27 protein-coding genes and 1 other RNA gene are annotated in these 26,721 nt (G+C 48.4%); 5 read left to right on the plus strand and 23 right to left on the minus strand.

Annotated features, from left to right (window positions below; genetic code table 11):
* Positions 1-17 precede the first annotated feature (17 nt).
* The 6 genes from H4O21_RS02530 to rsmI form a co-directional block, all read right to left on the minus strand.
* Positions 18-1,487 (minus strand): UDP-N-acetylmuramoyl-L-alanyl-D-glutamate--2,6-diaminopimelate ligase, encoded by a 1,470-nt coding sequence (locus tag H4O21_RS02530; protein ID WP_182807262.1) that lies wholly within the window; start codon positions 1,485-1,487, stop codon positions 18-20.
* 13 nt (positions 1,488-1,500) lie between these two features.
* Entirely contained in the window at positions 1,501-3,201 is a 1,701-nt protein-coding gene (locus tag H4O21_RS02535) for a peptidoglycan D,D-transpeptidase FtsI family protein (protein ID WP_368737510.1), read from the minus strand.
* Positions 3,198-3,569 (minus strand): cell division protein FtsL, encoded by a 372-nt coding sequence (gene ftsL, locus H4O21_RS02540; protein WP_182807263.1) that lies wholly within the window; start codon positions 3,567-3,569, stop codon positions 3,198-3,200. Before ftsL ends, H4O21_RS02535 begins: the two co-directional genes overlap by 4 nt.
* Before the next feature lie 35 nt (positions 3,570-3,604).
* Positions 3,605-4,540: a 16S rRNA (cytosine(1402)-N(4))-methyltransferase RsmH gene (gene rsmH, locus H4O21_RS02545; RefSeq protein WP_182807264.1), complete on the minus strand. Its 936-nt coding sequence runs from the start codon at positions 4,538-4,540 to the stop codon at positions 3,605-3,607.
* Between the two features lie 66 nt (positions 4,541-4,606).
* An RNA gene (rnpB, locus tag H4O21_RS02550) (RNase P RNA component class A) lies at positions 4,607-4,960 on the minus strand.
* A gap of 135 nt (positions 4,961-5,095) precedes the next feature.
* A complete protein-coding gene (rsmI, locus tag H4O21_RS02555) occupies positions 5,096-5,941 on the minus strand; it encodes a 16S rRNA (cytidine(1402)-2'-O)-methyltransferase (protein WP_182807265.1) in 846 nt (281 codons plus the stop codon).
* Positions 5,942-6,053: 112 nt separating this feature from the next.
* Between rsmI and H4O21_RS02560 the strand changes: the two genes are divergently transcribed.
* Genes H4O21_RS02560 through H4O21_RS02570 form a run of 3 tightly spaced genes read left to right on the plus strand, consistent with a single transcriptional unit; the run spans position 6,054 to position 8,910 of the window.
* Positions 6,054-7,925 carry a penicillin-binding protein activator gene (locus H4O21_RS02560; RefSeq protein WP_220495470.1) on the plus strand — a complete coding sequence of 624 codons (1,872 nt, stop codon included), beginning with the start codon at positions 6,054-6,056 and terminating at the stop codon, positions 7,923-7,925.
* Positions 7,926-7,938: 13 nt separating this feature from the next.
* Entirely contained in the window at positions 7,939-8,301 is a 363-nt protein-coding gene (locus H4O21_RS02565) for a YraN family protein (protein ID WP_182807267.1), read from the plus strand.
* Positions 8,302-8,310: 9 nt separating this feature from the next.
* Complete coding sequence (locus H4O21_RS02570) at positions 8,311-8,910, plus strand: SIS domain-containing protein (RefSeq protein WP_182807268.1); 600 nt, start codon at positions 8,311-8,313, stop codon at positions 8,908-8,910.
* Between the two features lie 67 nt (positions 8,911-8,977).
* On the opposite strand, the gene H4O21_RS02575 is transcribed toward H4O21_RS02570, so the two are convergent.
* The 8 genes from H4O21_RS02575 to zapE form a co-directional block, all read right to left on the minus strand.
* Positions 8,978-9,406, minus strand: coding sequence for a ClpXP protease specificity-enhancing factor (locus H4O21_RS02575; RefSeq protein WP_182807269.1), 429 nt, complete (start codon positions 9,404-9,406; stop codon positions 8,978-8,980).
* Between the two features lie 11 nt (positions 9,407-9,417).
* A complete protein-coding gene (locus tag H4O21_RS02580) occupies positions 9,418-10,050 on the minus strand; it encodes a glutathione S-transferase N-terminal domain-containing protein (RefSeq protein WP_182807270.1) in 633 nt (210 codons plus the stop codon).
* 117 nt (positions 10,051-10,167) lie between these two features.
* Positions 10,168-10,929 (minus strand): cytochrome c1, encoded by a 762-nt coding sequence (locus H4O21_RS02585; RefSeq protein ID WP_182807271.1) that lies wholly within the window; start codon positions 10,927-10,929, stop codon positions 10,168-10,170.
* Positions 10,929-12,185, minus strand: coding sequence for a cytochrome b (locus H4O21_RS02590; protein WP_182807272.1), 1,257 nt, complete (start codon positions 12,183-12,185; stop codon positions 10,929-10,931). Before H4O21_RS02590 ends, H4O21_RS02585 begins: the two co-directional genes overlap by 1 nt.
* Positions 12,185-12,778 carry a ubiquinol-cytochrome c reductase iron-sulfur subunit gene (petA, locus tag H4O21_RS02595; protein ID WP_182807273.1) on the minus strand — a complete coding sequence of 198 codons (594 nt, stop codon included), beginning with the start codon at positions 12,776-12,778 and terminating at the stop codon, positions 12,185-12,187. Before petA ends, H4O21_RS02590 begins: the two co-directional genes overlap by 1 nt.
* A gap of 349 nt (positions 12,779-13,127) precedes the next feature.
* A complete protein-coding gene (rpsI, locus tag H4O21_RS02600) occupies positions 13,128-13,520 on the minus strand; it encodes a 30S ribosomal protein S9 (protein ID WP_182807274.1) in 393 nt (130 codons plus the stop codon).
* A gap of 13 nt (positions 13,521-13,533) precedes the next feature.
* Positions 13,534-13,962, minus strand: a complete 429-nt coding sequence (rplM, locus tag H4O21_RS02605) for a 50S ribosomal protein L13 (protein ID WP_182807275.1) — start codon at positions 13,960-13,962, stop codon at positions 13,534-13,536.
* Between the two features lie 261 nt (positions 13,963-14,223).
* Positions 14,224-15,333 (minus strand): cell division protein ZapE, encoded by a 1,110-nt coding sequence (zapE, locus tag H4O21_RS02610; RefSeq protein ID WP_182807276.1) that lies wholly within the window; start codon positions 15,331-15,333, stop codon positions 14,224-14,226.
* Between the two features lie 197 nt (positions 15,334-15,530).
* Between zapE and H4O21_RS02615 the strand changes: the two genes are divergently transcribed.
* Positions 15,531-15,998: a Z-ring associated ZapG family protein gene (locus H4O21_RS02615; RefSeq protein WP_182807277.1), complete on the plus strand. Its 468-nt coding sequence runs from the start codon at positions 15,531-15,533 to the stop codon at positions 15,996-15,998.
* Between the two features lie 34 nt (positions 15,999-16,032).
* Here the strand turns inward: H4O21_RS02615 and H4O21_RS02620 are convergent, their stop codons facing one another.
* Positions 16,033-16,794 (minus strand): Nif3-like dinuclear metal center hexameric protein, encoded by a 762-nt coding sequence (locus H4O21_RS02620; RefSeq protein ID WP_182807278.1) that lies wholly within the window; start codon positions 16,792-16,794, stop codon positions 16,033-16,035.
* Positions 16,795-16,895: 101 nt separating this feature from the next.
* Here H4O21_RS02620 and H4O21_RS02625 point away from each other — a divergent pair, with 101 nt between their 5' ends.
* Complete coding sequence (locus H4O21_RS02625) at positions 16,896-18,050, plus strand: Do family serine endopeptidase (protein WP_182807279.1); 1,155 nt, start codon at positions 16,896-16,898, stop codon at positions 18,048-18,050.
* A gap of 97 nt (positions 18,051-18,147) precedes the next feature.
* Here the strand turns inward: H4O21_RS02625 and lipA are convergent, their stop codons facing one another.
* The 8 genes from lipA to mrdA form a co-directional block, all read right to left on the minus strand.
* On the minus strand, positions 18,148-19,161 hold the full coding sequence (lipA, locus tag H4O21_RS02630; protein ID WP_182807280.1) for a lipoyl synthase: 1,014 nt from the start codon (positions 19,159-19,161) through the stop codon (positions 18,148-18,150).
* A 3-nt stretch (positions 19,162-19,164) separates the two neighbouring features.
* Complete coding sequence (gene lipB, locus H4O21_RS02635) at positions 19,165-19,821, minus strand: lipoyl(octanoyl) transferase LipB (protein WP_182807281.1); 657 nt, start codon at positions 19,819-19,821, stop codon at positions 19,165-19,167.
* A 61-nt stretch (positions 19,822-19,882) separates the two neighbouring features.
* A complete protein-coding gene (locus H4O21_RS02640; RefSeq protein WP_182807282.1) occupies positions 19,883-20,152 on the minus strand; it encodes an HP0495 family protein in 270 nt (89 codons plus the stop codon).
* A 205-nt stretch (positions 20,153-20,357) separates the two neighbouring features.
* Positions 20,358-21,527: a D-alanyl-D-alanine carboxypeptidase family protein gene (locus H4O21_RS02645; RefSeq protein ID WP_182807283.1), complete on the minus strand. Its 1,170-nt coding sequence runs from the start codon at positions 21,525-21,527 to the stop codon at positions 20,358-20,360.
* A gap of 71 nt (positions 21,528-21,598) precedes the next feature.
* The gene (locus H4O21_RS02650; RefSeq protein ID WP_255487095.1) at positions 21,599-22,420 is read right to left on the minus strand and encodes a septal ring lytic transglycosylase RlpA family protein; all 822 of its coding nucleotides are present in this window, start codon (positions 22,418-22,420) and stop codon (positions 21,599-21,601) included.
* 5 nt (positions 22,421-22,425) lie between these two features.
* Positions 22,426-23,529 (minus strand): lytic murein transglycosylase B, encoded by a 1,104-nt coding sequence (mltB, locus tag H4O21_RS02655; protein ID WP_255487096.1) that lies wholly within the window; start codon positions 23,527-23,529, stop codon positions 22,426-22,428.
* 67 nt (positions 23,530-23,596) lie between these two features.
* Positions 23,597-24,742 (minus strand): rod shape-determining protein RodA, encoded by a 1,146-nt coding sequence (gene rodA / locus H4O21_RS02660; RefSeq protein ID WP_370463908.1) that lies wholly within the window; start codon positions 24,740-24,742, stop codon positions 23,597-23,599.
* Entirely contained in the window at positions 24,739-26,628 is a 1,890-nt protein-coding gene (gene mrdA, locus H4O21_RS02665) for a penicillin-binding protein 2 (RefSeq protein WP_182807285.1), read from the minus strand. Before mrdA ends, rodA begins: the two co-directional genes overlap by 4 nt.
* Between the last annotated feature and the right edge of the window lie 93 nt (positions 26,629-26,721).

Consider the following 26,721-nt stretch of genomic DNA (forward strand, 5'->3'; position numbering starts at 1 on the left):
GAAAAAGGTTATACAGATCAGGCTTCCAGTAACTGACGGGCAATAGCAACATCATCGAAATCATGGCGGACCCCTTTGATTTCCTGGTACGTTTCATGACCTTTCCCTGCCAAAAGAATCACATCATCAGGTCCGGCCATAGCCAGTGTTTCTTTGATCGCCAGATAACGGTCACTCTGAACCAGTGCAGCAGGCAAAGACAGGCCTTGCCTGATATCATCAATGATCGACAGTGGTGATTCAGATCTGGGGTTATCACTGGTCACCACCACATGATCAGCCAGCCTTTCAGCAACTTCAGCCATTTGCGGGCGTTTACCCGCATCTCTGTCTCCACCGCACCCGAAGATACACCATAAATTACCCGACAGGTGTCCACGTACAGCACATAGTGCATTCTCAAGCGCATCAGGCGTATGAGCATAATCCACCACAACAGCCGGACGGCCTGTTGTCAGAGAAACATTCTGCATTCGGCCCGGCACAGGTTTAAGCTGGCGACACCCTTCAGCGAGGACGGACATAGAAACTCCCAACCCTGCCAGGCAGGTTACCGCAGCCAGCACATTAGCAATATTAAACATGCCAAACAGAGGCAGAATCAGCTGAAATGCTCCCCAGCGCCCATTAAGATGCAACTCAAAACCATCCCGAAGCACACCAATATCAGAACAAAACAGATCAGCAGATGGATCAGAGAGACTGTAAGTCAACAGCGCCTTTGCCTGATGCTGGCGTTGTAACAGCTCTGAGAAAGGGTCATCCAGATTGACAACAGCAATGGCCAGATCTTTTTTCTGAAACAAACGAGCTTTGGCCTGACCATAAGCCTGCATTGTTCCATGGTAGTCCAGATGATCGCGACTAAGATTGGTAAAGACTGCAGCTTTAAAAGGCGCTCCGGCAATTCGCTGCTGATCCAGAGCATGAGAAGATACCTCAATCGCCTGCCAGTGATACCCCTGATGAAACAGGTCAGCCAGCAGCTGATGCAACTGAATGATATCCGGTGTTGTATACGTTGCAGTACGCATATTATGCAAAGGTCCTGCCCCTACCGTACCAATGACAGCAGCTGACTGACCAGCATACTCCAGTAACTGGGCAATATAATGAGATACAGACGTTTTCCCGTTGGTCCCTGTCACACCAATCAGATGAAAGACCTCGGAGGAAATACCACCTGCCTGGAATAGCCAGGTCCCAAGCTCTTCCCGGAAATTACTTCGGTAAACAACCGGTACCCCGTTCTGCAAAACTACATGATTCTGATCAGACTCGGCCAGCACCAATGCGGCTCCCTGAGTAATAGCGGCATCAATAAACTGACAACCGTCCAGGGTATGGCCTTTCAGAGCAATAAAAATATCGCCAGTATTAACCGTTCTCGAATCCAGTTTTAGCGGACCAGGCTGACCAGGAAAGGAATAATCCGGAAAAAGATCTGATAAAACCTGACAAATATGATGTGCAACAGTCGTACTCACAGACTGTAACTCCTTATTTTTCCTTTACAGAAGAGGCCGCTGCTTCGATATTATCAGGTCTGATATTAAGATAACGTAACGCATTACCCATGATCCGACCAAAGATAGGGGCCGCTACTTCACCACCATAATATTCCTGTCCGGAAGGGCTATCGACCCAGATCACCATCACAATACGGGGATCCGAAACCGGAGCAATGCCAGCGAAGACGGCCATATATTCGTTATCATACCCTCCGGCAGCACTGACCTTATGCACAGTACCGGTTTTACCTGCAATACGATATCCGGGCACAGCAGCCCGGGTGCCTGTACCGCCCCTCTGCGTAACCGTCTCCATCATTTCTATGACTGCCCGAGAGGTATCCGGAGACATGACCTGCTCATCAGGTATAGTATCCATACCCTTCACCAGGGAAATATGTTTTTTCAGTCCACGATTAGCCAGAACCTGGTAAGCCTGTGCTAACTGCAAAGAAGTCACCGCCAGACCATAACCATAAGCCATAGTAGCAATACGTGCCTTTTCTCTGGCCTTTGGAATCAGCAGAGTACCAACACCTTCTCCTGGAAACCCTGTTCCTGTTGTCTGCCCTAAGCCCAGCTGCTGAAAAAAGTTAGCAACGGTATCTTCTGCCATAGACAAAGCAATACGAGCAACCCCGACATTACTGGACTTGGTAATAATCCGGGTCATACTCAGCGTACCGTAATTACGAAAATCACGAATGCTGCTTCCTCCCAGCCTCATATATCCCGGTGAGGTATCAACAGAATCTGTCGCTTTGTACTGACCACTGTTAATGGCTGCAGCAATCGTCAGGGGTTTAACGGTTGAGCCTGGCTCAAACAGGTCAATCATAGCCCGATTTCTCAACGCAGCCACATCCAGCCCTGAACGATCATTGGGGTTAAACGAAGGTTGATTCACCATCGCCAGAACCTCACCGCTTCGGGCATCCAGCATCACAACGGCACCGGATTTCGCCTTATGCTGATCCACTGCGGCCTTCAGCTCACGGTAAGCCATAAATTGCAGTTTGAGATCAATAGTCAGATCCAGAGTCTGGCCGGGCTGAGGTGTTTTAATGACCTGAAGATCCCGGAACACATGCCCACGACGATCTTTCAGAATTTTCTTCTGCCCTGGCTCACCCGCCAGGGCTTCATCAAAGGTCAGTTCCAGGCCTTCCTGGCCTTTATCATCAATATTGGTAAAACCAATCAGATGGGCAGCCATCTCATGGGCAGGATAGTAACGCTTGTATTCATATTGTGCGTACACCCCCCGAATACGAAGGTCCAGTATCTCTCGTGCTTCATGGGGAATCATATGACGCTTCAGATAAATAAACCCTTTACTCTCGGCCCGCTTCATCTTGTCTTTCAGGAAAGACAGAGAAAGATCCAGACGCCGGGCCAGCTCTTTAAGCTCCATATCATCGGCTTTAAAGTGCCGGGGATTTGCCCAGATTGTCGTAACGGGAGTGCTGACCGCCAGGGGTTCGCCATTTCTGTCCCGGATCATACCGCGATAACCAGGAATAGAATCGATCCGGACACTACGTGCATCACCCTGTTCCTGGAGAAATGTACGATCTGCAATGTGTAACTGAATCATACGCCCGGACAGAATAAGAGCAGCCAGCCCCAGAACAGCCAGAGCAATAGGGTAGCGATAACCGATAATCGCCAGAATCGTTTTTTCTTTCACTTCAGCACCTGAATCTGTTTAGGAGAAGCCACTTTCATCTGTAAGGACTCACGTGCCAGCTTTTCAATACGATCCGGGGAAGACAGAGTGCTGCGCTCCAGCATCAGCTGGCCCCACTCTTCTTCAAAATAGCGCTGTTGCTGCTCCAGCTCTCTCAGCTCAGCATACGCCAGTCGACTCTCATATGCAGCGTAAACCACCAATAATGAAGAAAAAAGAACCACAAGGGAGAATGCCATAAACAACCAGGCGGAATAAGGAATACGTTCAGGCATTAAGGCTAAAAACTCAGCCTTCATTCTCTGCACAGGTCCGGGCTGATCCGCATGACGTGGGGTTGCGCCTTTATGCTGTCCTTCTGGCTTCATAACACTCTCTTTAGCAAAATCAGACCAGGCTGACTTTAAACTTTCTCAGCAATACGCATAACAGCGCTACGAGACCGGGGATTATGACGAACTTCATCAGCCGACGGCTTAATTGCCTTCCCTGACAGCTTTAATCGTATATTCAGTTGTTCCTGAGTAAAAGGCACACCCGGCGGCAGATGAGTATCCCCTTTGGCCATATCCCGCATAAAACGCTTTACAATACGATCTTCCAGCGAATGGAAGCTGATTACGACCAGCTTGCCTCCGGGCTTAAGTAAGTCCAGAGATTTTTCCAGACAGATCTCCAGGTCTTCCAGCTCTTTATTAATATGGATACGGATACCCTGGAATGCACGGGTTGCCGGATGTTTGCCTTTCTCCCATGCAGGATTAGCATCCTTAATGATCTGCGCCAGCCTTGCCGTCCTGGTGATCGGAGTTTCCTGGCGCTCTGCAATAATAGCTCTGGCCATACGCCGGGCAAACCGTTCCTCACCATAATCCTTCAGAACACGGATAATTTCAGACTCTGATGCCCGATTAACCCACTCTGCAGCAGATTCACCTGCATCAGGGTTCATTCGCATATCCAGAGGCCCATCATTCATGAAGCTGAAACCACGCTCAGGATCATCTAACTGAGGTGAAGATACGCCGAGGTCCAGCAGAATACCATCCAGCTGCCCTGCGATACCGGCCGAAGTTGCATAATGTTCAATTTCAGCAAAGGACCCCGGAAAAATACTGAATCTCTGATCAGACGATTTCAGATCTCTGGCTACAGCCAGCGCTTCCGGATCTTTATCAATTCCGAACAAGCGACCATCATCCGCCAGCTGGCCCAGAATCAGACGAGAATGTCCCCCTCGACCAAAAGTTCCATCAATATAATTTCCGGATGGATTATGAACTAAAGCCGCTACGGCTTCATCCAACAAAACGGTCAGGTGCTGAAAGGCTTGCGTCATGGTGTATTCTGGTCAGTTGATGTGAATTGAGCGGAATGAAGCCCCTGAAAACAGGGGCCACGGAATGGTGGGAGCTGGCCGATAAGCCGGGTTCTGTCTTGAACAGTCATTCATCTGGGATTTACGTCGCCATAAACCTCAAGCAACCTACCCGAATCCAGTGCGGGCCGCACATTTGGATTCCTATTTGGTCTTGCTCCGGGTGGGGTTTACCATGCCACAAACTGTTACCAGTTGCGCGGTGCGCTCTTACCGCACCCTTTCACCCTTACCTGTGCCTCTGCGAGGCCATCGGCGGTTTACTCTCTGCTGCACTTTCCGTAGGCTCACGCCCCCCAGGTGTTACCTGGCACCCTGCCCTTCGGAGCCCGGACTTTCCTCCCCTGCATAAAATGCAGCAGCGACTGTCTGGCCAACTCCAGACCGCGTAGCATATAAGCTAACACTCCTGCATACAACCTGTTTTTTTATTCACCAGCAAACTACAGGAAAATCAGACAGATGGTTACGACTTACCACTACCAGTCCACCACCAGCCTCAGCGATCCATCAGACTCAGTTTTTTTGCATTGACAGCGCTTGCTGATAAAGCGAATTTTTTTTCTGTCCGGTAATTTTTGCTGTCAGAGCAGCCGCTTGCTTAACAGGCAACTCTTCCAGTAACACCTCAAGCACTCGCCCGGCAGCAACCGAACCCTCATCATCATCCGACGACTCGTCTGCCCCGGCTACCACCAGCACAAACTCGCCCTTTCTCTGATTACTATCAGCTTCAACCTGCTCAATCACCTCAGCCAGAGAACCACTGAGAAAGGTTTCGAAGGTTTTAGTCAACTCCCGGGCCAGGGTCAGTTCCCGACCTTCACCAAACACCTCTGCAATATCTTTCAGGCTCTCCAGTACTCTGTGAGGTGACTCATAAAACACCATTGTTCTCGTTTCTTCCGCCAGTTTTTGCAGCTGCTTTTTGCGCCCACTGCTTTTTGCAGGTAAAAAGCCTTCAAAACAGAAGCGGTCTGTCGGTATCCCTGCAGCCGATAAAGCCGTTACCAGAGCACAGGCTCCCGGTACAGGTATGACACTGAACCCCGCCTGCCTGACTGCACGGACAACCACAAAGCCCGGATCAGAGATCAGAGGGGTTCCCGCATCAGATACAAGGGCAATTGAACGCCCCTGACTCAATTCATCCAGCACCCTGGAGACTCTCTGCTCTTCGTTATGATCATGCACCGAAAATAACGGCTTATTGATAGTAAAATGCATCAGCAACTGACGTGTATGGCGAGTATCCTCTGCCGCAATCAGATCGACAGAGCGTAAAACACTGATTGCTCGCTCAGAAATATCAGCAAGATTACCAATCGGAGTGGCAACCACGTACAATACGGATTCGGACATCCTTTAAACCTGTGTTATTCAGTGTGATTAGTGGACAAAAAAGAGTCAGATTATGCCTGCATCGTTACTGCGGTTTACTGATCTGTCTGTAAAAACCAGACAGAGATACAAGTTGCTCCTCAGCTGTTCAGCAGCCTTGCTCCTGACAGCCTGCGGGTCGACAGCAACAAAGAACGGAACTCCATCGGCACAGCAAGAAACCGGCATTCACTCAGAACAGAGCAGACTATCAGCAGATGATCTTCTTTCTCTTGCTCAGCAGAGCAGTTTTGACCAGGCTCAGATTTATCGCCTGAAAGCCGCTGAGATTCTAGCACAGGAAGGCCGTTCTGAAGCAGCGCTTAATATCCTGAGCCTGATTCAGACTCAGCGCCTGCCATTCAAACAGCAGAAACTGTATGTCATGCTGACCGCCAGACTCAGCCTTGAACAGGGCGACGGCTGGCAAGCCATGCAGGCTCTTAATAACGCCGGCAGCAACATTTACGAGCGCCTTAATGGTAAAGATCAGCAGATCCTGACTCTGTACCGTGCCAGAGCCTATGCTCTGATGGGGTACCACGAAAGTAGTGCCCGAGAATACATGACCCTGGCCAGAATTCAGACAGGCCAGTCTCAGAGCGAAGCCTATGCCGGGTTATGGAACAGCCTGCTGAACATGAGCCAGGAAGATATACGACTGCTGCTGGCAGAAGAAACTGATGAAGAGATGCAGGGCTGGCTGGATCTGGCACGAGTCAGAAAAGAAGCATCTGCCAATCTGGACCAGTTCACTACCGAACTGAACAGATGGCTGGAATACTGGCCAACCCACCCGGCTGTCGAATTCATGCCCAGGGACATTTCATTCCTGGATGAGATCAGCCGAAACCCGATCACGCATATTGCCGTTTTTCTGCCTCAGTCAGGTAAACTGGCCAGAGCAGGTAATGCTATCCGCGATGGCATCATCGCCTCTGCCATACACAACAAAACTCTGGGATCGCAACCTCCGGAACTCAGCTTCTTTGACAGCAATAAACTTTCTGTCAATCAACTGTATTCAGCTGCTTCTGAAGCTGGTGCCCAAGTCGCAATAGGCCCTCTGGCCAAAGACAAGGTCACTGCTCTTCAGCAAAAATCCAGCCTGGCCATGCCAACACTAGCCCTGAATTACGGCACACTATCAGACCGCAACAATCAGGAACTCGTTCAGTACGCCATTTCAGTAGAAGATGAGGCCTCACAAGCGGCACAACGAGCCTGGCAGGATGGCAAAAAAACTGCGCTTACACTCACACCTTCCAATAGCTGGGGAAATCGTGCTCTGAGTGCATTCAGAGATCGCTGGACACAACAGGGGGGTAAAGTTGCCACATCAGCCCGATACAATACAGATACCAATCTGGCATTGAGCATTAAGCACACTCTGGAGATAGACAAGAGCGAAGAACGAAAAAAGCGTCTGGTCAAACTGCTAGGACAAAAGCTGAATTTTGAACCCAGACGCCGGAAAGATATCGACCTTATGTTCCTGGTCGCCACACCAGCCACAGCTCGCCAGGTTAAGCCTGCACTGGCATTTTATTTTGCATCAGAGCTCCCGGTATATGCCACATCCCACCTGTACAACGGGCAACCTAACGCAAAACGGGATCAGGATCTTAATGGCATTAACTTCTGCGATATCCCCTGGTATCTGGAAACCCCTCCATTACTTAAGCAGCAGATTGACACGGCCTGGCAATCAGAAATCAACCGTTATGGCAGACTATTTGCTATGGGGAGCGATGCACTACAGATCGCTGGACGCCTGAGAATGATCAGCCTGTTACCAGGCAGCAAAGTATATGGCGCAACAGGCACTCTCTCTATGCAGACCGACGGTAGAATTCAGCGAGAACTGGACTGGGCCAGGTTTGAAGACGGCATACCGGTAACCCGCCACCATGCGCAACAGCAAGCAATCGGGCAGAACACAAGCAGACAAAGCACCACCCAATAAAAGGAAGCAGTCAATGACAGGGACGTCATACCAGAAAGGACAGCAAACAGAGCAGGCAGCGGAGCAGTATCTGATAACTCAGGGGCTAATTCCTATCGCAAGAAATATCAGGTTCAGAACAGGTGAAATTGATCTGATAATGCAGGACGGCCATTACCGCGTATTTATTGAAGTTCGCTTCCGTAAACACGCTCGCTTCGGATCAGCAGCAGAAAGCATCAACTATAACAAGCAACAACGTTTAATCCGTTCAGCCATGCTGTACAATCAACGCTATCCCAGCAACCAGCCATGGCGCATAGATGCAGTCGTACTGACGCCCGGACAAACAGAGAACTATCATTTTCAATGGCTGCAATCAGCCATTCACGGTTAGACAGAGCATATGGATCTTCAGGACAGAATTATCGCAAACTTCCACAGCAGCATTGACTCTCAGGCCACTGCCAGCGAAATGCTTCCTCCACTGCTTGAACATGCCAGTACCCTGATGGTGAACTGCCTGATTAATGACAACAAAATTGTCTGCTGCGGCAATGGCGGATCTGCTGCCCTGGCACAACACTTCACCTCTGAGTTGCTGGATAAGCACGATAGAGACAGGCCCAGTCTGCCAGCCATGAATCTGTCTTCCGATGCCACCTCAATCAGCGCTATTGCCAACAATAGCAGCTTTAACGAGATCTACTCCCGCCAGGTACTGGCCCTGGGGCAACCCGGAGATATTCTGCTGGTTATCACATCCAGCTGTAAATCGAACAATGTTGTCCAGGCTGTCCAGGCTGCCCATGAGCGCAGCATGACTGTTATCGCGATGACCGGAGGAAATGGTGGTGATGTCGCCTCTCTTCTGAGCGCGGATGACTTTGAAATCAGAGCCCCGGCAGAACATCCTGTCAGAATACAGGAGATACACTTGCTGGCAATGCACTGTATTTGCGATCTGATTGATTACCAGCTGTTCGGGGGAATGGATGAAATGTAGCCAGACCCGTTAAGCCAGTACCAAGTAAGCAAAGTACAATAAAAAATGGCGCATAAAGCGCCATTTTTCATTTCACAACCTTCAGAGAAGGCCGGGAACTTTTCTTTTCTGAAGGCTCAGCCTCTGTATCAGACAGAGACTCAGACATCACCGACAGACCATTGTCAGGCTCCGGATCAGGCACTTCAGGCTCCTGGCCAAAGGCCATTCCCTGGGCATTCTCTCTGGCATAAATAGCCATAACAGCCATTACAGGTACGTAGACATGCTGAGGCACTCCGCCAAAACGAGCAGAGAAACTGATAGCCTCATTGGAAATATCCAGCTCTCGCACTGAGGACATAGCGATATTCAGTACGATCTGACCGTCATGAACGTGCTGCTCAGGCACCATCACATTATCGATAGTTGCATCAACAGCAATGTAAGGTGTCAGATCATTATCTGCCAGCCACTCATAAAGAGCACGAATAAGATACGGACGACTAGATGACATATTAAGCCTGCTTACAGACGCATTTCACGTTCAGCCTCAGATAAACTGGCCTGAAACGCCTCACGATTAAACAACCTGTCTTCCATATAACGCAGCAGAGGTTTCACCTGACTCTCAGGCAGCTCTACGTCCAGCGCAGGCAGACGCCATAAAATAGGAGCGATACAGCAATCTACAATAGTAAATTCATCACTCATAAAATATGGCATTTCTTCAAAAATCGGACTGATTCCCACCAGACTTTCTGTCAGCTCTTTACGGGCCTTTTCAACCGACTCTTCATCCCTGTTTGCCAGAATAATATCTACATGAGTACACCACTCACGCTGAATACGGTGCATCCATAAACGACTCTGTGCACGAGCCACAGGATAGACCGGCAGCAACGGCGGGTGAGGAAAACGCTCATCCAGATATTCCATCATCACATTTGGTTCATACAGAACCAGATCGCGATCAACCAGCGTTGGCAGGCTGTTATACGGATTAATATCGGCCAGCTCAGAAGGTTTATTCGCTTCTGTGCAGTCCAGAATATCAACCGCTACACCCTTTTCTGCCAGCACAATACGTACACGATGGCTGTAATGATCTTCGCCGTTGGAGTAAAAAGTCATCGAGGAACGCTTGGCTGCTACACCCATGTTATTACCCCTATAAAAATTTGAAGCCCAATATATAAGCATATCTTTGCTCAGAGAGCAAAAAAAGCGCGCAACCCCTGAGGGTTGCACGCTCTTCAATCCAGAGTATGGAAACGATTAATGAATATCGCGCCAGTACTCTTTCTTCAGCAGGTAAGCCAGGATACCCAGCAGCACAATAAATGCCAGAACCCATGGCGCAATTGCATTACTCTGCAGCTTAGAAGGCTCACCAACATAAGCCAGGAAGTTAGTCAGATCATACATAGCACGATCAAACTCAACCTTGCTCATGGCACCTTCTTTAGTGATTTTCAGACAGCTATCACCCACTTGCTTACCGGTCAGCGGATCAACCTCTGCATTATGCGTGTTAGGATCACAAACCTTCTCCTGAACACCCTGCAGGGAAGCCAGCACGTTAGGCATACCTACATCTTTAAACACAGTATTGTTCACACCCCATGGACGACTCTCATCCACGTAGAAGCTACGCAGGTAAGTGTAAACCCAGTCAGTACCACGCAGACGCGTCTCCAGACTCAGATCCGGTGGCGCAGCACCAAACCAGACCGCCGCATCTTCTTTTTGCATGGAAATACGCATCTGATCATTATATTTCAGCGAACTGCTGAAAATCAGGTTTTCTTCAATCACATCCTGAGGAATACCCAGATCTTCTGCTGTACGAGCGAAGCGCTGATACTGAGCAGAGTGACATCCCATACAGTAGTTCACAAACAGTTGTGCACCACGCTGCAGAGACGCTTTGTCATACAGATCAGGCTCCATTTTATCCAGGTGAACGTTACCGCCACCGGCTGCAAGCGCCGTAAAAGGAACCAGCGCTAAAATCAGTGCAATCAGTTGCTTTTTCATTAGCCTGTTACCCTCTCTGGCACTGGTTTAGTAGATTCAATTCTGGTGTACCAAGGCATCAGAATGAAGTACAGGAAGTAAATCGCTGTTGTCACCTGAGCCAGAAGTGTACGCCCCGGAGTAGAAGGCAGAGCACCCAGCACACCCAGAATCACAAAGCTAATCGCAAATGCAACCAGGAACAGCTTACTGATCATGCCTTTGTAACGCATAGAGCGCACAGGGCTCTTATCCAGCCACGGCAGCACAAACAGAATAGCAATCGCCGCACCCATTACGATAACACCCAGGAACTTCGCATCCAGACCAAACAACGTGAAGTTAATCGCACGCAGCATCGCGTAGAATGGAGTGAAGTACCACACTGGAGCGATGTGAGCAGGCGTTTTCAGTGCGTTTGCCGGTTCAAAGTTTGGTGGCTCAAGGAAGTAACCACCCATTGCCGGTGCGTAGAAAATGATTGTACAGAATACGAACAGGAATACTGCCACACCCACAATATCTTTCAGCGTGTAGTAAGGATGGAAAGGAATACCGTCCAGAGGAATACCATTCTCATCTTTGTGCTTCTTGATATCGTTACCGTCCGGGTTGTTAGAGCCTACCTCATGCAGTGCAATAATATGCAGCACAACCAGCGCCAGCAACACGATTGGCAGTGCAATAACATGCAATGCAAAGAAACGGTTCAGAGTAATACCAGAGATAAGGAAGTCACCTCGCACCCACTGGGCGAGGTCAGCACCAACTACAGGAATCGCTGTAAACAGAGAGATAATTACCTGTGCGCCCCAGTAAGACATCTGCCCCCATGGCAGCAGATACCCCATAAAGGCTTCTGCCATCAACGCCAGGTAGATAGCCATACCGAAGATCCAGATCAGTTCACGCGGTGCCTTGTACGAACCGTACATCAGGCCACGGAACATATGCAGGTATACCACTACGAAGAATGCAGAAGCACCCGTGGAGTGCATATAGCGCAATAGCCAGCCGTACTCAACATCACGCATGATGTATTCAACAGAAGCAAAAGCACCTTCAGCACTTGGGTTAAAACTCATGGTCAGCCAGATACCGGTCAGAATCTGGTTAACCAGTACTAACAGTGCCAGAGAACCAAAGAAATACCAGAAGTTAAAGTTCTTTGGAGCATAGTATTTACTCAGATGATCTTCCCACATTGCCGTAGCAGGGAAACGATCATCAATCCAGCCCATCAGGCCCGGATTGCCTTTATTACGACTACCAGCCATTATGCGCCCTCCTGATCAACACCGATAACAATCGTAGTGTCAGACTCGTACTTGTATGGAGGAATCTCCAGATTCACAGGCGCCGGTACGCTTTTGAATACACGACCTGCCAAGTCAAAACGAGAACCATGACAAGGACAGAAGAAACCACCCAGCCAGTCATCTCCCAGATCAGCTGGCCCTACTTCCGGACGATACGTAGGGGAGCAACCCAGGTGAGTACAGATACCAATCATTACCGCGTACTCAGGTTTCAGAGAGCGCGCAATGCCTTTCACATACTCAGGCTGCTGTGGAACCTCAGAGTTCGGATCCGCCACCTGGTCATTCAGTTTTTCCAGAGAAGCCACCATTTCTGGTGTACGGTATACAACCCATACAGGCTTACCTCGCCACTCTACTGTCATTTGCTGTCCCGGCTGCAGCTTAGAAATATCAGCTTTTACCGGAGCACCTGCCGCCCTAGCTTTAGCGCTTGGGTTCCAGGATGCAACAAAGGGTACCGCTACCCCCACAACGCCCACTGCACCAACTGCAGATGTCGCGCCGAGAAGGAAACGGCGCCGCCCCTTGTTTACGCCGTCATTACTCATCGTAAGGTTTCTCCCATCAACCAACCCGTTAAACTTCAAAAAGTTATGCAACTAATTCAATAGGTTACAAGCAATAAAGCATTACTCTGCAGCCTTTAGAGAAAATTGCCTAACCCCTTGTCATTTTTCACGGAAAATAAATGGCACAAATAGTAAAAAAATCAGCCCGGCAACACAAGGAAATATAACCCTGTAAAAATAATGCCTTAGTTGCATGACAAATAGTCGAAATTATGCGTCAACAACTGTTCAGGCCAGCATATTCTCTGAATTCGGACAAAAAAAACGCCCAGACATAAAAACTGCCTGAGCGCTCTTGTACAAACCCGATAAAAGGTCTGTAAGCGAATTAACGCTTGGAGAACTGTGGACGCTTACGTGCTTTACGCAGACCCACTTTCTTACGTTCAACCTTACGAGCGTCACGAGTTACATAACCCGCATCACGCAGAGGCTTACGCAGAGTCTCATCGTACTCAATCAGAGCACGGGTCACACCGTGACGAATCGCGCCAGCCTGACCAAAATCACCGCCACCTTTTACAGTCACGTTGATATCGAATTTTTCACCATTCTCTGTCAGTTCCAGAGGCTGACGAACGATGATACGTGCAGTTACACGACCAAAATACTCATCCAGAGCTTTACCGTTAACAGTGATGTTACCAGAACCAGCGCGCAGGAATACACGAGCAGAAGAGGTCTTACGACGACCTGTACCGTAATACTGAGTTACAGACATGATTACCTACCTATTAAAGTTTCAGTTCTTGCGGCTGTTGAGCAGCGTGTGGGTGAGTTTCACCAGCATACACTTTCAATTTAGCCTGCATAGCACGGCCCAGAGGACCTTTTGGCAGCATGCCTTTAACAGCCAGCTGGATAACACGCTCAGGAGCATGATCAATCATCTGCTCAAAAGACATAGACTTGATACCACCGATGTAACCAGTATGACGGTAGTACATTTTGTCTTTGGCTTTGTTACCAGTAACTTTAACTTTCTCAGCGTTGATTACTACCAGGTAGTCACCAGTATCTACGTGAGGAGTATATTCAGCCTTATGCTTGCCGCGCAGACGACGAGCCAGTTCTGTAGCCAGACGACCCAGAGTCAGACCGTTTGCGTCGACAACATACCAGTCACGAGTGACTGTCTGTGGTTTTGCACTAAAAGTTTTCATTTTTAATAGCCTATATCGGCCATACGATCAGAGATTCATTCTCTTTCCTGCAGACCCGTTGCCTATTTTTATTGGTTGCATCTCCTTTGCAACGTTCATCACCTTAAAAAAGGAGCGCGAAGTATAGCGGCAAACATTAAAAAAGTTAACCCCTGTATACTGCCTAAATTCAGGTTAATTGACCTGATCTGACCTAAAACTGATATCCGTCAATACAACACCTGCCAGTTTCTTCAGATACTCACTACGGACTATGCCCTCTTACGGACGATGCTCTCTTGCCAGATATTCGTGAGACTGCATCTCCAGCAAACGGGAGACCGTACGGTCAAACTCAAAACTCAGCGTTCCTCCAAGATAAAGCTCACTGATACCTGCCTCAGCAGAAATAATCAGCTTCACATTACGATCATAGAATTCATCTACCAGATTAATAAAACGTCTGGCCTGATCATCCGTGGTACGCTTCATCTGAGGTACATCACTTAACAGCACTGAATGGAACTCTTTCGCAAGCTCAATATAATCATTCTGGCTACGCGGTCCATCACAAAGCTCATAAAAATCAAACCACACTACATCATCATGAATGCGCTGAGTTTTCAGCATGCGGTGATTAATTTCAATTTCAGCACCTGCCTGCCCCATCCCCAGAGCAATGCTCTTAAAGCTTTTCTCAAGACTGGCATTAGCATCGGCATCCAGCGGGTAATGATAGATTTCAGCCTGTTCCAGTGCACGCAAGCGATAATCTACACCACTGTCCACATTAACCACTTCAGTATATTGTTTCAGCAAATCAATAGCAGGCAGGAAGCGGGCTCGTTGCAGACCGTTTTCATATAGTCCATCAGGAACAATATTGGATGTTGTTACCAGACTCACACCATTCTTAAACAATTCATCCAGCAGTCCAGCCAGAATCATAGCATCAGTAATATCCTTAACAAAAAACTCATCAAGGCAAAGTACACGAATCTCTTTGGCCAACTGAGCAGCCACCAGAGTCAGAGGATTTTTTTCACCGTCAAACTTGCGCAAATCCTCATGAACACGCTGCATAAAACGATGAAAATGGACCCGCATTTTCTCAGGAAATGGCAGGCTGTCATAAAAAGTATCCACCAGATACGTCTTACCACGGCCAACCCCACCCCAGAAATACAGCCCCATCAGAGGCTGGACTTCTTCCTTTTTCTTACCGAATAACCCCTTCAATTTACCTGCAAAGCCTGCTTCTTTCTCAGGTGGCTGCCATGCAACCAGCTCATCATATAAGCGCTGAAGGTGCTTCACCGCCATTTCCTGAGCCGGATCATAACTAAAATCATCCCGCTCCAGATCTTTTTTATAACGCTCTAATGGTGTCATGGGGCCTATCCGGTTTTCGCAGTAAAAATGAGGCCGGTATTATACTGATTCTGACTTAAACCCCCAAATATCGACCTTAGTACGAGTACAGAATGGCGATTTATCATTGATTTTGATTAGTCAACCAGCTGAATAAACCGCTATAATGTTGCCTCTGAAAATAGGCGATACCCGTTAAAAGCTTGAAGGAGCCGCTCGTGGAAGCAGCAAATGTAGATTGGTCAATGCTGGTACTGACCTTTATCGTAGGTGCCGGTGCTGGCGCCCTGATTTCTCACCTGCTGAAATCAGGTTCAGCAGGAAACAACACCAGCTCTGACCTGAAAACCCGAATGAATGAAAAAGAGCTGCAACTGGCGCAGTTAAGTGACAATGTCAGTGAGCACTTCGTTCGCACTGACGAACTGGTCAGCACTCTGGAAAAGAACTATGAAGCATTGATCAGCCATCTTAAAAGTGGCACGGAAAGCTTCTGTGATGATTCAACCCTGATCAAAAAACCTGTTGTCGAAACAGCGGCAGAAAAAAAAGAAGCAGAACCAGAAGAACAGACTGAATCAGAGCCACCAAGAGACTACGCTCCTAAGACATCGGGCACTCTGTCTGAAGACTTTGGCCTGAACAAAGAAAAAGAAGAAAGTACAGAGCCACCTAAAGGCCTGTAACCTACTCTCTTTTATACTGAAAGAAAACCCGGTTTTAAACCGGGTTCTCTTCATCAAGTGCAATGTGCCTGATTCCGGTTTCCCGCTGCAACCATTCCCCCAGAGCAAGAACACCATAACGCTCCGTAGCATGATGCCCCGCTGCAATATAGGTAATACCCAGCTCTCTTGCCGCATGCACAGTGTTTTCTGATATTTCCCCACTGACAAACAGATCACATCCTGCCTCTGCTGCCAGCTCAATCATCCCTTGCGCAGCTCCACTGCACCAGGCCAGCTTTTTAACCACCCTGTCTTTATCACCTATAACCAGCGGCTCTCTTTTCAGCTTATTCGTAATTTCCAATGCAATATCGGACACCCTGGAAGACTTCAACGGTGCACCTGTCAGCCCGATACTTCTTGAATTCCCCGGCTCCAGCCCGCCAGATATCTTCCAGCTAAGCATAGCCGCCAGCCGGGCGTTATTTCCCAGTTCAGGATGGGCGTCCAGAGGCAAATGATAAGCCAGCAGACTGATATCATTACGAATCAGCTGTGAAATTCTGTGGTACTTCATCCCCGTCAGCACTTGCGGCTCGTTACGCCAGAAATAACCATGATGCACAAGCAGTACATCAGCCCCAGCCTCTGCCGCCTGATCCACCATATTCTGACTGGCTGTTACGGCTGTGGCAACAACAGACACTTCATTCCTGCCCTGCACTTGCAAACCGTTAGGGCAATAATCCTTAAACATCTGAGGCTCAAGCAAGGTGTCCAGATGTTGTATCAGCTGTGTCAGCGTAATGCTCATAAATACTCCAAAGCCATATCATTTGTTGCTTGATTTTACAGGATAAGCCACCATATCAGGGATAACTTTGCAAAGAACCCGCAGAATTTACGGGACACCCTATGAAAAAGCTTCTTCGTTATCTGTCATGGCCTGTACTGGTCGGAGCTATCGCTGGCCTGTACATTAACCAGCAGACGCTTCTGAATGCTAATCAGCCCGGCTCAAATACTCCGGTCTTTATTGAAGCAGCACAGGCAGCGCAATCCCCTCGGCTGAGCGGTCCCTACAGCTATTCTGATGCTGTAAAGCAGGCCGCTCCGGCCGTTGTTAATATCTATACCAGCAAAATTGTTCAGCAACGCAGCCACCCTCTGCTGAGTGACCCTGCATTCAGACAGTTTTTCGGATATAACGGCACGCCCAGGCAAGAACGTATGCAATCCAGCCTGGGATCAGGCGTCATCATCAGTACCGATGGTTACATCCTGACCAACAACCATGTAATTGCCGGCGCAGATGAGATTAAGGTTGCTCTCAAAGATGGACGGGAAACCATAGCCCGGGTTGTAGGCACAGACCCTGAAACGGATCTTGCCGTTTTACGTATCCCACTGAAAGAACTGCCCGTAATTACTATTGCACCTTCAGATGCTCTGGAAGTAGGGGATGTTGTGCTTGCTATTGGTAACCCTTTCGGTGTCGGGCAAACCGTTACGATGGGCATTGTTAGCGCAACTGGTCGGGATCAGCTGGGCATCAATACTTTTGAAGATTTTATCCAGACCGATGCCGCTATTAATCCGGGCAACTCAGGAGGCGCCCTGGTCAATCCTAGAGGCGAACTGGTAGGCATCAATACAGCGATCTTCAGTAAAAGCGGTGGCTCTCAGGGAATTGGATTTGCCATTCCATCGGATCTTGCAAGACAAATCATGGTTGATATTGTCCGTGAAGGCAGTGTCGTTCGAGGCTGGCTCGGCGTAGAAGTTCAAGACCTTACCCCTCAACTGGCCCGTTCTTTTGGCTACAACAGCAATCAGGGCATTGTTATCGCTGGCCTGCTGCGCAATGGCCCGGCACACAGGGCTGGCATGCAGCCAGGTGACATTGTTATTGCAGTAGAGGGACAACCGGTTATCAGCAGCCAGGGCACGATGAACCAGATTGCCCAGAAGCGTCCGGGAGAAAGCATCAGCCTGACCGTTTTCCGGCAGGGCAAACGCTACCAGTTAACAGCAGAAGTGGGTAGACGCCCGGTTCCTCAACGCCAGTAGCCCCGAATCACATCACGATAAAAAGCCCGGATCAGTGATACTCCAGGCTTTTTATTCACATCTGTAAATTGATATCAACCAACGAGGAGTCTATTAATCATTTCACTTCTTCACCATGTGCCTGCTTATCCGCGTGATACGAAGAACGAACCAGAGGACCTGAAGCGACATGCTTAAAGCCCATTTCCTCCGCCAGCACACGCAATTCATCAAACTCAGAAGGCGTTACCCAGCGATCAATCGGCAGGTGACTCTTAGACGGCTGCATATACTGACCTAATGTCAACATATCTACATTATGAGCACGCAGATCCTTCAGCACCTCTACCACTTCTTCTTTTGTTTCACCAACCCCCAGCATCAGACCAGACTTGGTCAGCACATCCGGGCAACGCTCTTTGTATTGTTTCAGCAGATCAAGAGACCACTGATAATCCGCACCCGGTCTGACTTTACGATACAAAGCAGGAACGGTTTCCAGATTGTGATTAAATACATCCGGTGGGGTCTGCTCCAGAATATCCAGTGCGATATCCATCCGCCCCCGAAAATCAGGCACCAGCACTTCAATCTCAATGCTATCCATACGCTGACGAGTCTCAGAAATACAATCAGCAAAATGCTGCGCACCACCATCTCTCAGATCATCGCGATCAACTGAGGTAATGACAACATACTTCAGCCTCATATCTGCAATAGCCTCAGCCAGCTCACGAGGCTCACTTTCATTCAGAGCATTCGGTCGACCATGAGCCACATCACAAAATGGGCAGCGGCGGGTACAAATATCCCCCATAATCATGAAGGTTGCCGTTCCACCGTGGAAACATTCACCAATATTCGGACAGGATGCCTCTTCACAAACAGTATGCAGCTTATGGCTGCGCAGCGTATCTTTAATACGCTTAACTTCAGGTGAAGCATACATACGCACTTTCAGCCAGTCCGGCTTACGAGGTACTTCTTCTGTCGGGATAATTTTTACCGGAATACGGGAGACTTTATCCGCTCCACGCAGTTTAACACCCGCCTCAACTTTACCGGCGGATTTAGCGGCTTTTGCTGCCAGGCTTTTGGCTATTGCAGCATTATCTGAGCCTGTTGCACTCATATATCAGTCCAGCCCTTTATGTTCTGTTGTTTGAGGATTACCCAGCCCTGCTACCAGGTAATTCAGCACCCATTGAGTTGCCTGCTCAGGGGTCACCTGAGGCGCAAGCTCTTTTAATTGTGTCATGCGCATTCCCTGATAACCACAGGGGTTAATACGCAGGAAAGGCATCATATCCATATCAAGATTCAGCGCTAGCCCATGAAATGAGCACCCCCGGCGAATCCTGAGCCCTAATGATGCAATTTTTGCTTCAGTATTATCAATGGCAACATAAACTCCGGGGGCATCGGGTTTAGCATAGGCATCAACACCTGAACGCTGCAAAGCATCTGTTACCGCTTCTTCCATCAGCGTAACCAGTTGCCTGACTCCGATATCCAGCTGCTTAACATTCAATAGCAGATAGACGACCAGCTGACCGGGGCCGTGGTAAGTAACCTGACCTCCGCGATCGACTTTCACGACCGGAATATCGCCGGTATTTAACAAATGCTCCTCTTTACCAGCCTGCCCCTGAGTAAAAACCGGAGGATGCTCTAATAACCAGATCTGATCCGGATCATCCAGTCCCCTCTGATCTGTGTATTCCTGCATCCGATGCCAGGTTTCTTCATAAGGCACCAGCCCAAGGTAACGCACCTGTAACGGTCTCACCATTTTCCCCTGCACCATGCTATATATTCAATTTATTATCATTATGAGCGCTAAAACGAACAAATCAGATGACTACCTGAACCCGGCCTGTTGCTTTAAGGGCCTCAAACAATGCCATAATCTGAGGCTCACCTGTGGCTGTAATCGTCACACGAACAGACTGAAAACGACCATTGCTGCTTTCCTGAATACTGACCGTTGAATGATCAACCCCCGGAGCATGACGCTCTACGACATCAAGCACCAGCATCTTAAAATCAGGTGCGGTTCGTCCGACAATCTTCAATGGATATGCACATGGAAACTCAATCTTGGGAGCGTCTTGCTGACTCATCAGATAGTACCTCAGAAACGTAAAAACGGGGTCATCACCCCGTCCTTATGGCAATCAATATAGTTCAGAGTTATATACCCAAGCGTTTTAGTCGGATATAGTTTATATCAGATCTTGCAATGGATTAAAACTCATCAATTTAAAACAACTGAGCCTGCAAAACTGTGCAGGCTCAGAAGAATATTGGGGCAAATCAGGAAAAATTCTAGCCCATCAGATCCGTAAAGAAGAGAACAACACTATCCCACAGACGCTTAAAGAAACCACCTTCCTTAACAGACTCCAGAGCAACCAGAGGCCTTTCAGCCAGTACATTACCATCCAGACTGATCTGAACAACACCGAAGCTTTCACCGGCTACAACCGGTGCCTTGATCACTTTATTCACATTCAGTTTAGCCGTCAGGCGTTTAGCCTGTCCGCGAGGAATAGTCATACTCAGATCATCTCTGATACCCAGCTTGACCTTCTCACTCTCACCCGCCCAGATACGCGGCTCATTCAGAACCTCACCTGCAGTGTAAGGCTTCAGTGTTTCATAGTAGCGAAAACCATAAGCCAGCAATTTCTGACTTTCACGAGCCCGCGCTTCTTCTGATTTTGTCCCCATAACCACAGAGATCAGGCGCATGCCACTGCGTTCAGCAGACGCGACCAGGCAGTAACCAGCTTCCTCTGTATGCCCCGTCTTCAGGCCATCCACCGATTTATCACGCCACAACAGACGATTACGATTCGGCTGACGGATATTGTTATACGTAAAGTATTTCTCAGCATAAACACTGTACTGTTCAGGGTAATCTTTGATGATACGATTTGCCAGAATTGCCAGATCACGAGCCGTAGAAAAGTGTCCCTGGGCCGGCAAGCCTGTTGCGTTCATGTACTGAGTATTTTTCATACCCAATGCCAGTGCATGCTGAGTCATCAGATCGGCAAAAGCCTCTTCACTGCCACCAATATGCTCGGCTACAGCAATACTGGCATCATTACCCGACTGGATAATAATCCCCTTCAGCAAATCAGAGATCGAAACTGAAGTCCCTTCTTTGATAAACATACGAGAACCCGGTGCTTTCCAGGCTTTAACACTGATCAGCACCTGATCATCAGGTGTAATACTGCCTTTAGCAATCTCAGCTTCAACCATGTACGCTGTCATCATCTTAGTCAGACTGGCAGGAGGCAGCTGCTTATCAGCATCATGCTCTACCAGAATCTGACCACTATCAGCATCCATCAGCACATATGAACTCGCAGCCAGCTTAGGTGCCGCCGGAATCAGGGTTGCAGCCTGCACCATCAGTGAAGCCATCAGCCCCAGGGCTGATATCAGAATAGTCGCCTTAATACGTAGCTGCCGGAAAATCCTCATGATAAAAACTCTTAATTCAATGTATTTATTTGATAAAACTTCAGAATTCGAACCTGATATCACTCTGATTATCAACGGCCGACCTGAATAATAATTGGCCGACTGAATCCTGCTTTGATAAGGACATCCATTAACGCCCTAAGTTCAGAACGGGTCTGCACCGGACCAATTTGTACTTTATGCAACTGTTTCTGGTTTCGTTCAGATGACACAACACGAATTGCCTGTCCGGTTTTTTTACTCAGATTAAACCGGATCTTCTCTGCAGACTCCGCTTTACTCATTGCGGCCACCTGAACCAGCACAGGCGGCGTAAGCTGATTAAGCTTCCGATCCATACCACCATTCCAGGTCACAGGGTCAATCGCTTCCAGCCTTACCCTGGCAGTTCCTTTATCCAGCATGTCCAGGCGGATTGCAGCCGCATAGGAAAGATCAATAACACGATCACCATGAAACGGGCCACGATCGTTCACCCTTACCAGAACCTGACGATTATTCTCAAGGTTCGTGACCAGAACATATGATGGCAGAGGAAGGCTCTTATGGGCTGCTGACAACTGGTACATATCATAAACCTCACCATTTGAGGTTTTATAGCCATGAAACTTTTTGCCATACCAGGAAGCCGTTCCTTCTGCTCTGTACCCTTTACTATCTGGCAGAACCGTATAGCTTTTCCCCCAGACCATATACGGTGATTTATTACCCGCCGCACTAGGGGCTTCATAAACGGGTGTCAGCTCTTTGATCAACGATTGATCATATGGCTGATCCGGCGCCTCATCCTGTGCCAGCTTATAACGAGAGCCAGGAACAGGATCATTGCCACAACCAGTAAACAAGAAAACTACACTGGTCAGCAGTGCCAGGCGCAAGCGGGTCAATATCATATATTTCATCCGTTCTGATCAGCCTTTTTAATTTCCTGACTCAGCTGATGAACCGCCATTGCATATAATTTGCTGTGATTATAACGAGTAATCACATAAAAGTTATTCAGACCCAGCCAGTATTCAGTTCCTCTGGCACCCTCCAGCTGCATCGCTGTCGCATCACCAGATACTTTGCTATTACTCTGGCTGGAAAAACCCACTGCCCGTAGCTCTGAAACAGTATGTTCAGGCTTCAGGCTTACATTAACCACACTTTTATAAGCTTCGCCTTCAACCTTTGCCTTCAGAACCACTTCCGCATTTTTTTGCCAGCCATGTTCTTTAAAGTAATTGGCCACACTGCCTATAGCATCAACAGGATTATTCCAGATATTACGTTTCTTATCGCCATCAAAGTCAACGGCAAACGCCCGGTAGCTGCTGGGAATAAATTGAGGATAACCCATCGCCCCCGCATAGGAACCTGTCACACTGAAGGGATCAATGCCTTCTTCCCTGGCAAGAATCAGATACTCTTTCAGCTGCTTGCGGAAAAACTCTGCTCTTGGCGGATAGTCAAAACCCAGTGTACTCAGTGCATCAACAACGCGATAACTGCCTTTAATACGTCCGTAGAAAGTTTCAACGCCAATGATGGCAACAATCACTTCTTTGGACACACCATAAATCAGTTCAGCTCGCTCCAGCTCAGCCCGGTACTTACGCATAAAACTGACGCCACCACGAATGCGCTTTTCCGTCAGAAAGATTTTGCGGTAATCTTTCCACTGAAGATGCCGTTCAGCAGGACGGGAGATAGCATCCAGAATACTCTGTTTTTTCTCAGCCTTATCCAACAGCGTTTTAAGCTGATCCGGATTAAAATTGTGCTGCTGAACCAGCTCATTAATAAAGTCATCAACCCAGACCTGGCGCTCATAACCCGACGTATCCGCATCTGACTGTTGTCCGGTTGCCGATGCCGCATCCTGCTTTGCTGCATATCCGATAGCGGAAGCTGGCAGGAGTACAGCGATAACCCCCAGATTTTTCAGGTTATGAAAAAAACGTTTTTTACTGAATATTTTGTATTCCATCTTTATTTTACCGGTCTGAGCGTCAGCCATCTGTTAAATCCCAGAGGGGGGGCATGTTAACAAAAGCATCTTTTGAAAAACATTGTTATTTGTTGCACTACTTAACAAGTAGTGAACGGTGAGTATGTATAGACATCAGAATGCCGAAACCTGCCAGCAGGGTAACACTGGAGGTTCCACCAAAACTAACCAGAGGTAAAGGCACTCCAACCACTGGCAACAATCCACTTACCATACCGATATTGACAAAAACATAAACAAAAAAGGTCAGCGTAATACTTCCCGCAACCAGACGTCCATAAGTAGACTGAGCATTCAGCGCAATAAAAAGCCCTCTGCCAATAATCAGCAGATAAAGCAATAAGATAGCGCAGACGCCTATTGTGCCGAACTCTTCTGCAAGCACAGCAATAATAAAATCAGTATGCCTTTCCGGAAGAAACTCCAGCTGAGACTGAGTACCTTCCAGCCAGCCTTTACCATAGAGTCCACCAGAGCCTATGGCTGTTTTAGACTGAATAATATTCCAGCCCGAGCCAAGAGGGTCACTCTCGGGGTTGAGGAAAGTGAGCACCCTTTGACGCTGATAGTCTCTCATCACATGCCACAATGCAGGTAAAGCAGCAATACCCAGAGCCACAAAGCTACCAATCAGCTTCCAGCTGAGTCCTGCCAGCAAAATAACAAATAATCCGGCCGCAGCAACCAGAAGCGAAGTGCCTAAATCCGGTTGTTTAGCAATCAGAAGTACAGGCACAACCAGAATAACAGCGCTGATAATCAGATGATGCCAGCCAGGTGGCAAAGGGCGATGAGACAAATACCAGGCCACCATCATCGGCATTGCCAGTTTCATAAACTCAGACGGCTGAAAACGAATCACTCCGGGGATAGCCAGCCATCGCTGAGCCCCTTTCGCCCCGACACCAAATAACAGCACCCCTACCAGCAATATAGCAATACTCAGATAAAACAGCGGTGACCAGCGTTCCAGAATTCTGGGATTAAACTGAGCCAGAATGATCATACCGGCAAGAGCAACGGCAAAGCGTAAACTCTGACGATAGACATCCTCCATGCTCTCTCCGGACGCACTGTACAGCACAAACAAGCCACTGCTAATAAGGACGAGTAATAGCAATAGCATCCAGAAATCCAGATGCAGACGCTCAAACCAGCCTACAGGCCTGCTGAATGCGCTGGCAGCACCGGGTAACTGATGCAAAAAATCACGTGTACTCACTGGCGATTTCCATCCACAAGATCAGAAGCAGTCTTAGTACTTTTCAGACGCTCAGGAGTCAACCAGGCATCAAAAACCATACGGGCTATCGGAGCTGCCGTTGTGCTGCCGCCACCGGCATTCTCAACAACCACAGCCAGTGCAATCTGAGGATTCTCGACAGGGGCAAAGCCAGCAAACAAGGCATGATCCCGGTGCCGTTCATGTAGCTTACTGGCATCATATTTCTCCCCTTGTTTGATCCCCTTAACCTGAGCGGTTCCCGTTTTACCAGCCATGGTATAACGAATGCCTTTACTGATTCGTCTGGCCGTTCCTGTACTACTATGAACAACGGCCACCATGCCATCAATTACCTGATCCCAGTATTCCGGTTTTGATACAGAAACATCCTCTGGCTTGTTCTCTGGATTCAGATGGGCCTGATTTCTCCCCTGCATCTCAACAATCCTCGGCTGAACCCATTTTCCACGATTGGCCAGCACTACCATTGATGTAGCGATCTGAAGAGGCGTCGCCAGCCAGTATCCCTGACCGATACCAATACTCAGAGTCTCACCCGGAAACCAGGGAAGCTTGCGGTGAGCTTTCTTCCATTCCCGTCCGGGCATGAGCCCGCTACTGGCTCCGGGCAGATCCAGTGCAGTGTTGATACCAAAGCCAAATTGCTTCATAAAAGGCTGGATCCGGTCAATCCCTAGGTTATATGCCAGATTATAAAAGTAGGTATCATTAGACACGACGATTGAACGCTTCAGGTTAACTTTTCCGTGTCCCACACGCTTCCAGTTACGATACAGGCGAGAATCATTCGGCAGTTGATACCAGCCGGGATCATAAATCGTTGTAGTAGCATTAACGACACCATGTTCCAGACCTGCCAATCCCATAAATGCTTTAATTGTTGAAGCCGGAGGGTATTTCCCCCGGATTGTCCGATCAAACATTGGCAGATCAGGGGATGTGATCAGCTGTCGATAAATATCAGGGTTAATCCCTCCAACGAACAGATTAGGATCAAAGCTTGGTGTGCTCACCATAGCCAGGATACCACCCGTATTCGGGTCAATTGCCACCAGCGCACCACGGAATCCGGCCAGTGCTCTGGCCGCCACCTTTTGCAGTTCCGCATCCAGATATAATGACAGCGATTCGCCTTGCTCCGGCAGTTCCTCCGACAAAACCTGCAACACTCGCCCTCTGGCATTTGTTTCTACAGTCTGTACGCCAACTCTGCCATGTAAGGCTGTTTCATACTGACGCTCAATCCCGCCTTTGCCGATATAGTGGGTTCCTGCATACTGAGAACGATCAACTTTTTTAAGGTCTTTTTCACTGATCCTGGAAACATAGCCCAGAATATGGGCTGTCAGAGGGCCATACGGATAATGGCGGATTAACTGAGCCTCGATATCGACTCCGGGCAACCGGTAACGATTGACAGACACCCGGGCAATCTGCTCATCGTCCAGCTGGCTCAACAGAAGAGCAGACTGAAAAGGGCGCCGTCTGCTGTAAGCCTGTTTACTCATATCCTCTTTCTGTTCTTCGCTCAGCTCCAGAATATCAGCAAGAACATCAAGAACAGCGGCAGTATCACCCGCTCGCTCTCTGACAAAAGTCAGATTATAACTGGGCAGGTTCTCAGCCAGAATACGACCATTCCGGTCAAAGATGAGCCCCCGCGTCGGAGGAATAGCACGCACATGCATGCGATTTTTATCAGAACGGGTTGTGTATATATCGTACTGATAAACCTGCAGATAGAGCATGCGCCCTACCAGTACCAGCACTAACAGAATAACGAAAAGAAACGCGACAAAGACACGCTCTCTGAAAATACTCTGTTCCAGCTTCAGATTTTTGAAGGTGCGCTTTTCCGACATCCGGCCGTTACCGCTATCTGATCATAAAAGTTATTGCTATACAGTGAGCTGAAAATAGCCCATTTATAAGAGGCATATCACGACACCCGGCAG

It is taken from the genome of Oceanospirillum sediminis (genome assembly GCF_014164585.1).
Lineage (GTDB): Bacteria > Pseudomonadota > Gammaproteobacteria > Pseudomonadales > Halomonadaceae > Oceanospirillum > Oceanospirillum sediminis.

Excerpts from the sequence above, each read along its gene's own strand:
- ftsL (WP_182807263.1), bottom strand. The coding sequence starts at position 3,569 with ATGAAGCCAGAAGGACAGCATAAAGGCGCAACCCCACGTCATGCGGAT.
- rsmH (WP_182807264.1), bottom strand. The coding sequence starts at position 4,540 with ATGACGCAAGCCTTTCAGCACCTGACCGTTTTGTTGGATGAAGCCGTA.
- rsmI (WP_182807265.1), bottom strand. The coding sequence starts at position 5,941 with ATGTCCGAATCCGTATTGTACGTGGTTGCCACTCCGATTGGTAATCTT.
- H4O21_RS02565 (WP_182807267.1), top strand. The coding sequence starts at position 7,939 with ATGACAGGGACGTCATACCAGAAAGGACAGCAAACAGAGCAGGCAGCG.
- H4O21_RS02570 (WP_182807268.1), top strand. The coding sequence starts at position 8,311 with ATGGATCTTCAGGACAGAATTATCGCAAACTTCCACAGCAGCATTGAC.
- H4O21_RS02575 (WP_182807269.1), bottom strand. The coding sequence starts at position 9,406 with ATGTCATCTAGTCGTCCGTATCTTATTCGTGCTCTTTATGAGTGGCTG.
- H4O21_RS02580 (WP_182807270.1), bottom strand. The coding sequence starts at position 10,050 with ATGGGTGTAGCAGCCAAGCGTTCCTCGATGACTTTTTACTCCAACGGC.
- H4O21_RS02585 (WP_182807271.1), bottom strand. The coding sequence starts at position 10,929 with ATGAAAAAGCAACTGATTGCACTGATTTTAGCGCTGGTTCCTTTTACG.
- H4O21_RS02590 (WP_182807272.1), bottom strand. The coding sequence starts at position 12,185 with ATGGCTGGTAGTCGTAATAAAGGCAATCCGGGCCTGATGGGCTGGATT.
- petA (WP_182807273.1), bottom strand. The coding sequence starts at position 12,778 with ATGAGTAATGACGGCGTAAACAAGGGGCGGCGCCGTTTCCTTCTCGGC.
- rpsI (WP_182807274.1), bottom strand. The coding sequence starts at position 13,520 with ATGTCTGTAACTCAGTATTACGGTACAGGTCGTCGTAAGACCTCTTCT.
- rplM (WP_182807275.1), bottom strand. The coding sequence starts at position 13,962 with ATGAAAACTTTTAGTGCAAAACCACAGACAGTCACTCGTGACTGGTAT.
- zapE (WP_182807276.1), bottom strand. The coding sequence starts at position 15,333 with ATGACACCATTAGAGCGTTATAAAAAAGATCTGGAGCGGGATGATTTT.
- H4O21_RS02620 (WP_182807278.1), bottom strand. The coding sequence starts at position 16,794 with ATGAGCATTACGCTGACACAGCTGATACAACATCTGGACACCTTGCTT.
- H4O21_RS02625 (WP_182807279.1), top strand. The coding sequence starts at position 16,896 with ATGAAAAAGCTTCTTCGTTATCTGTCATGGCCTGTACTGGTCGGAGCT.
- lipA (WP_182807280.1), bottom strand. The coding sequence starts at position 19,161 with ATGAGTGCAACAGGCTCAGATAATGCTGCAATAGCCAAAAGCCTGGCA.
- lipB (WP_182807281.1), bottom strand. The coding sequence starts at position 19,821 with ATGGTGAGACCGTTACAGGTGCGTTACCTTGGGCTGGTGCCTTATGAA.
- H4O21_RS02640 (WP_182807282.1), bottom strand. The coding sequence starts at position 20,152 with ATGAGTCAGCAAGACGCTCCCAAGATTGAGTTTCCATGTGCATATCCA.
- H4O21_RS02645 (WP_182807283.1), bottom strand. The coding sequence starts at position 21,527 with ATGAGGATTTTCCGGCAGCTACGTATTAAGGCGACTATTCTGATATCA.
- H4O21_RS02650 (WP_255487095.1), bottom strand. The coding sequence starts at position 22,420 with ATGATATTGACCCGCTTGCGCCTGGCACTGCTGACCAGTGTAGTTTTC.
- mltB (WP_255487096.1), bottom strand. The coding sequence starts at position 23,529 with ATGGCTGACGCTCAGACCGGTAAAATAAAGATGGAATACAAAATATTC.
- mrdA (WP_182807285.1), bottom strand. The coding sequence starts at position 26,628 with ATGTCGGAAAAGCGCACCTTCAAAAATCTGAAGCTGGAACAGAGTATT.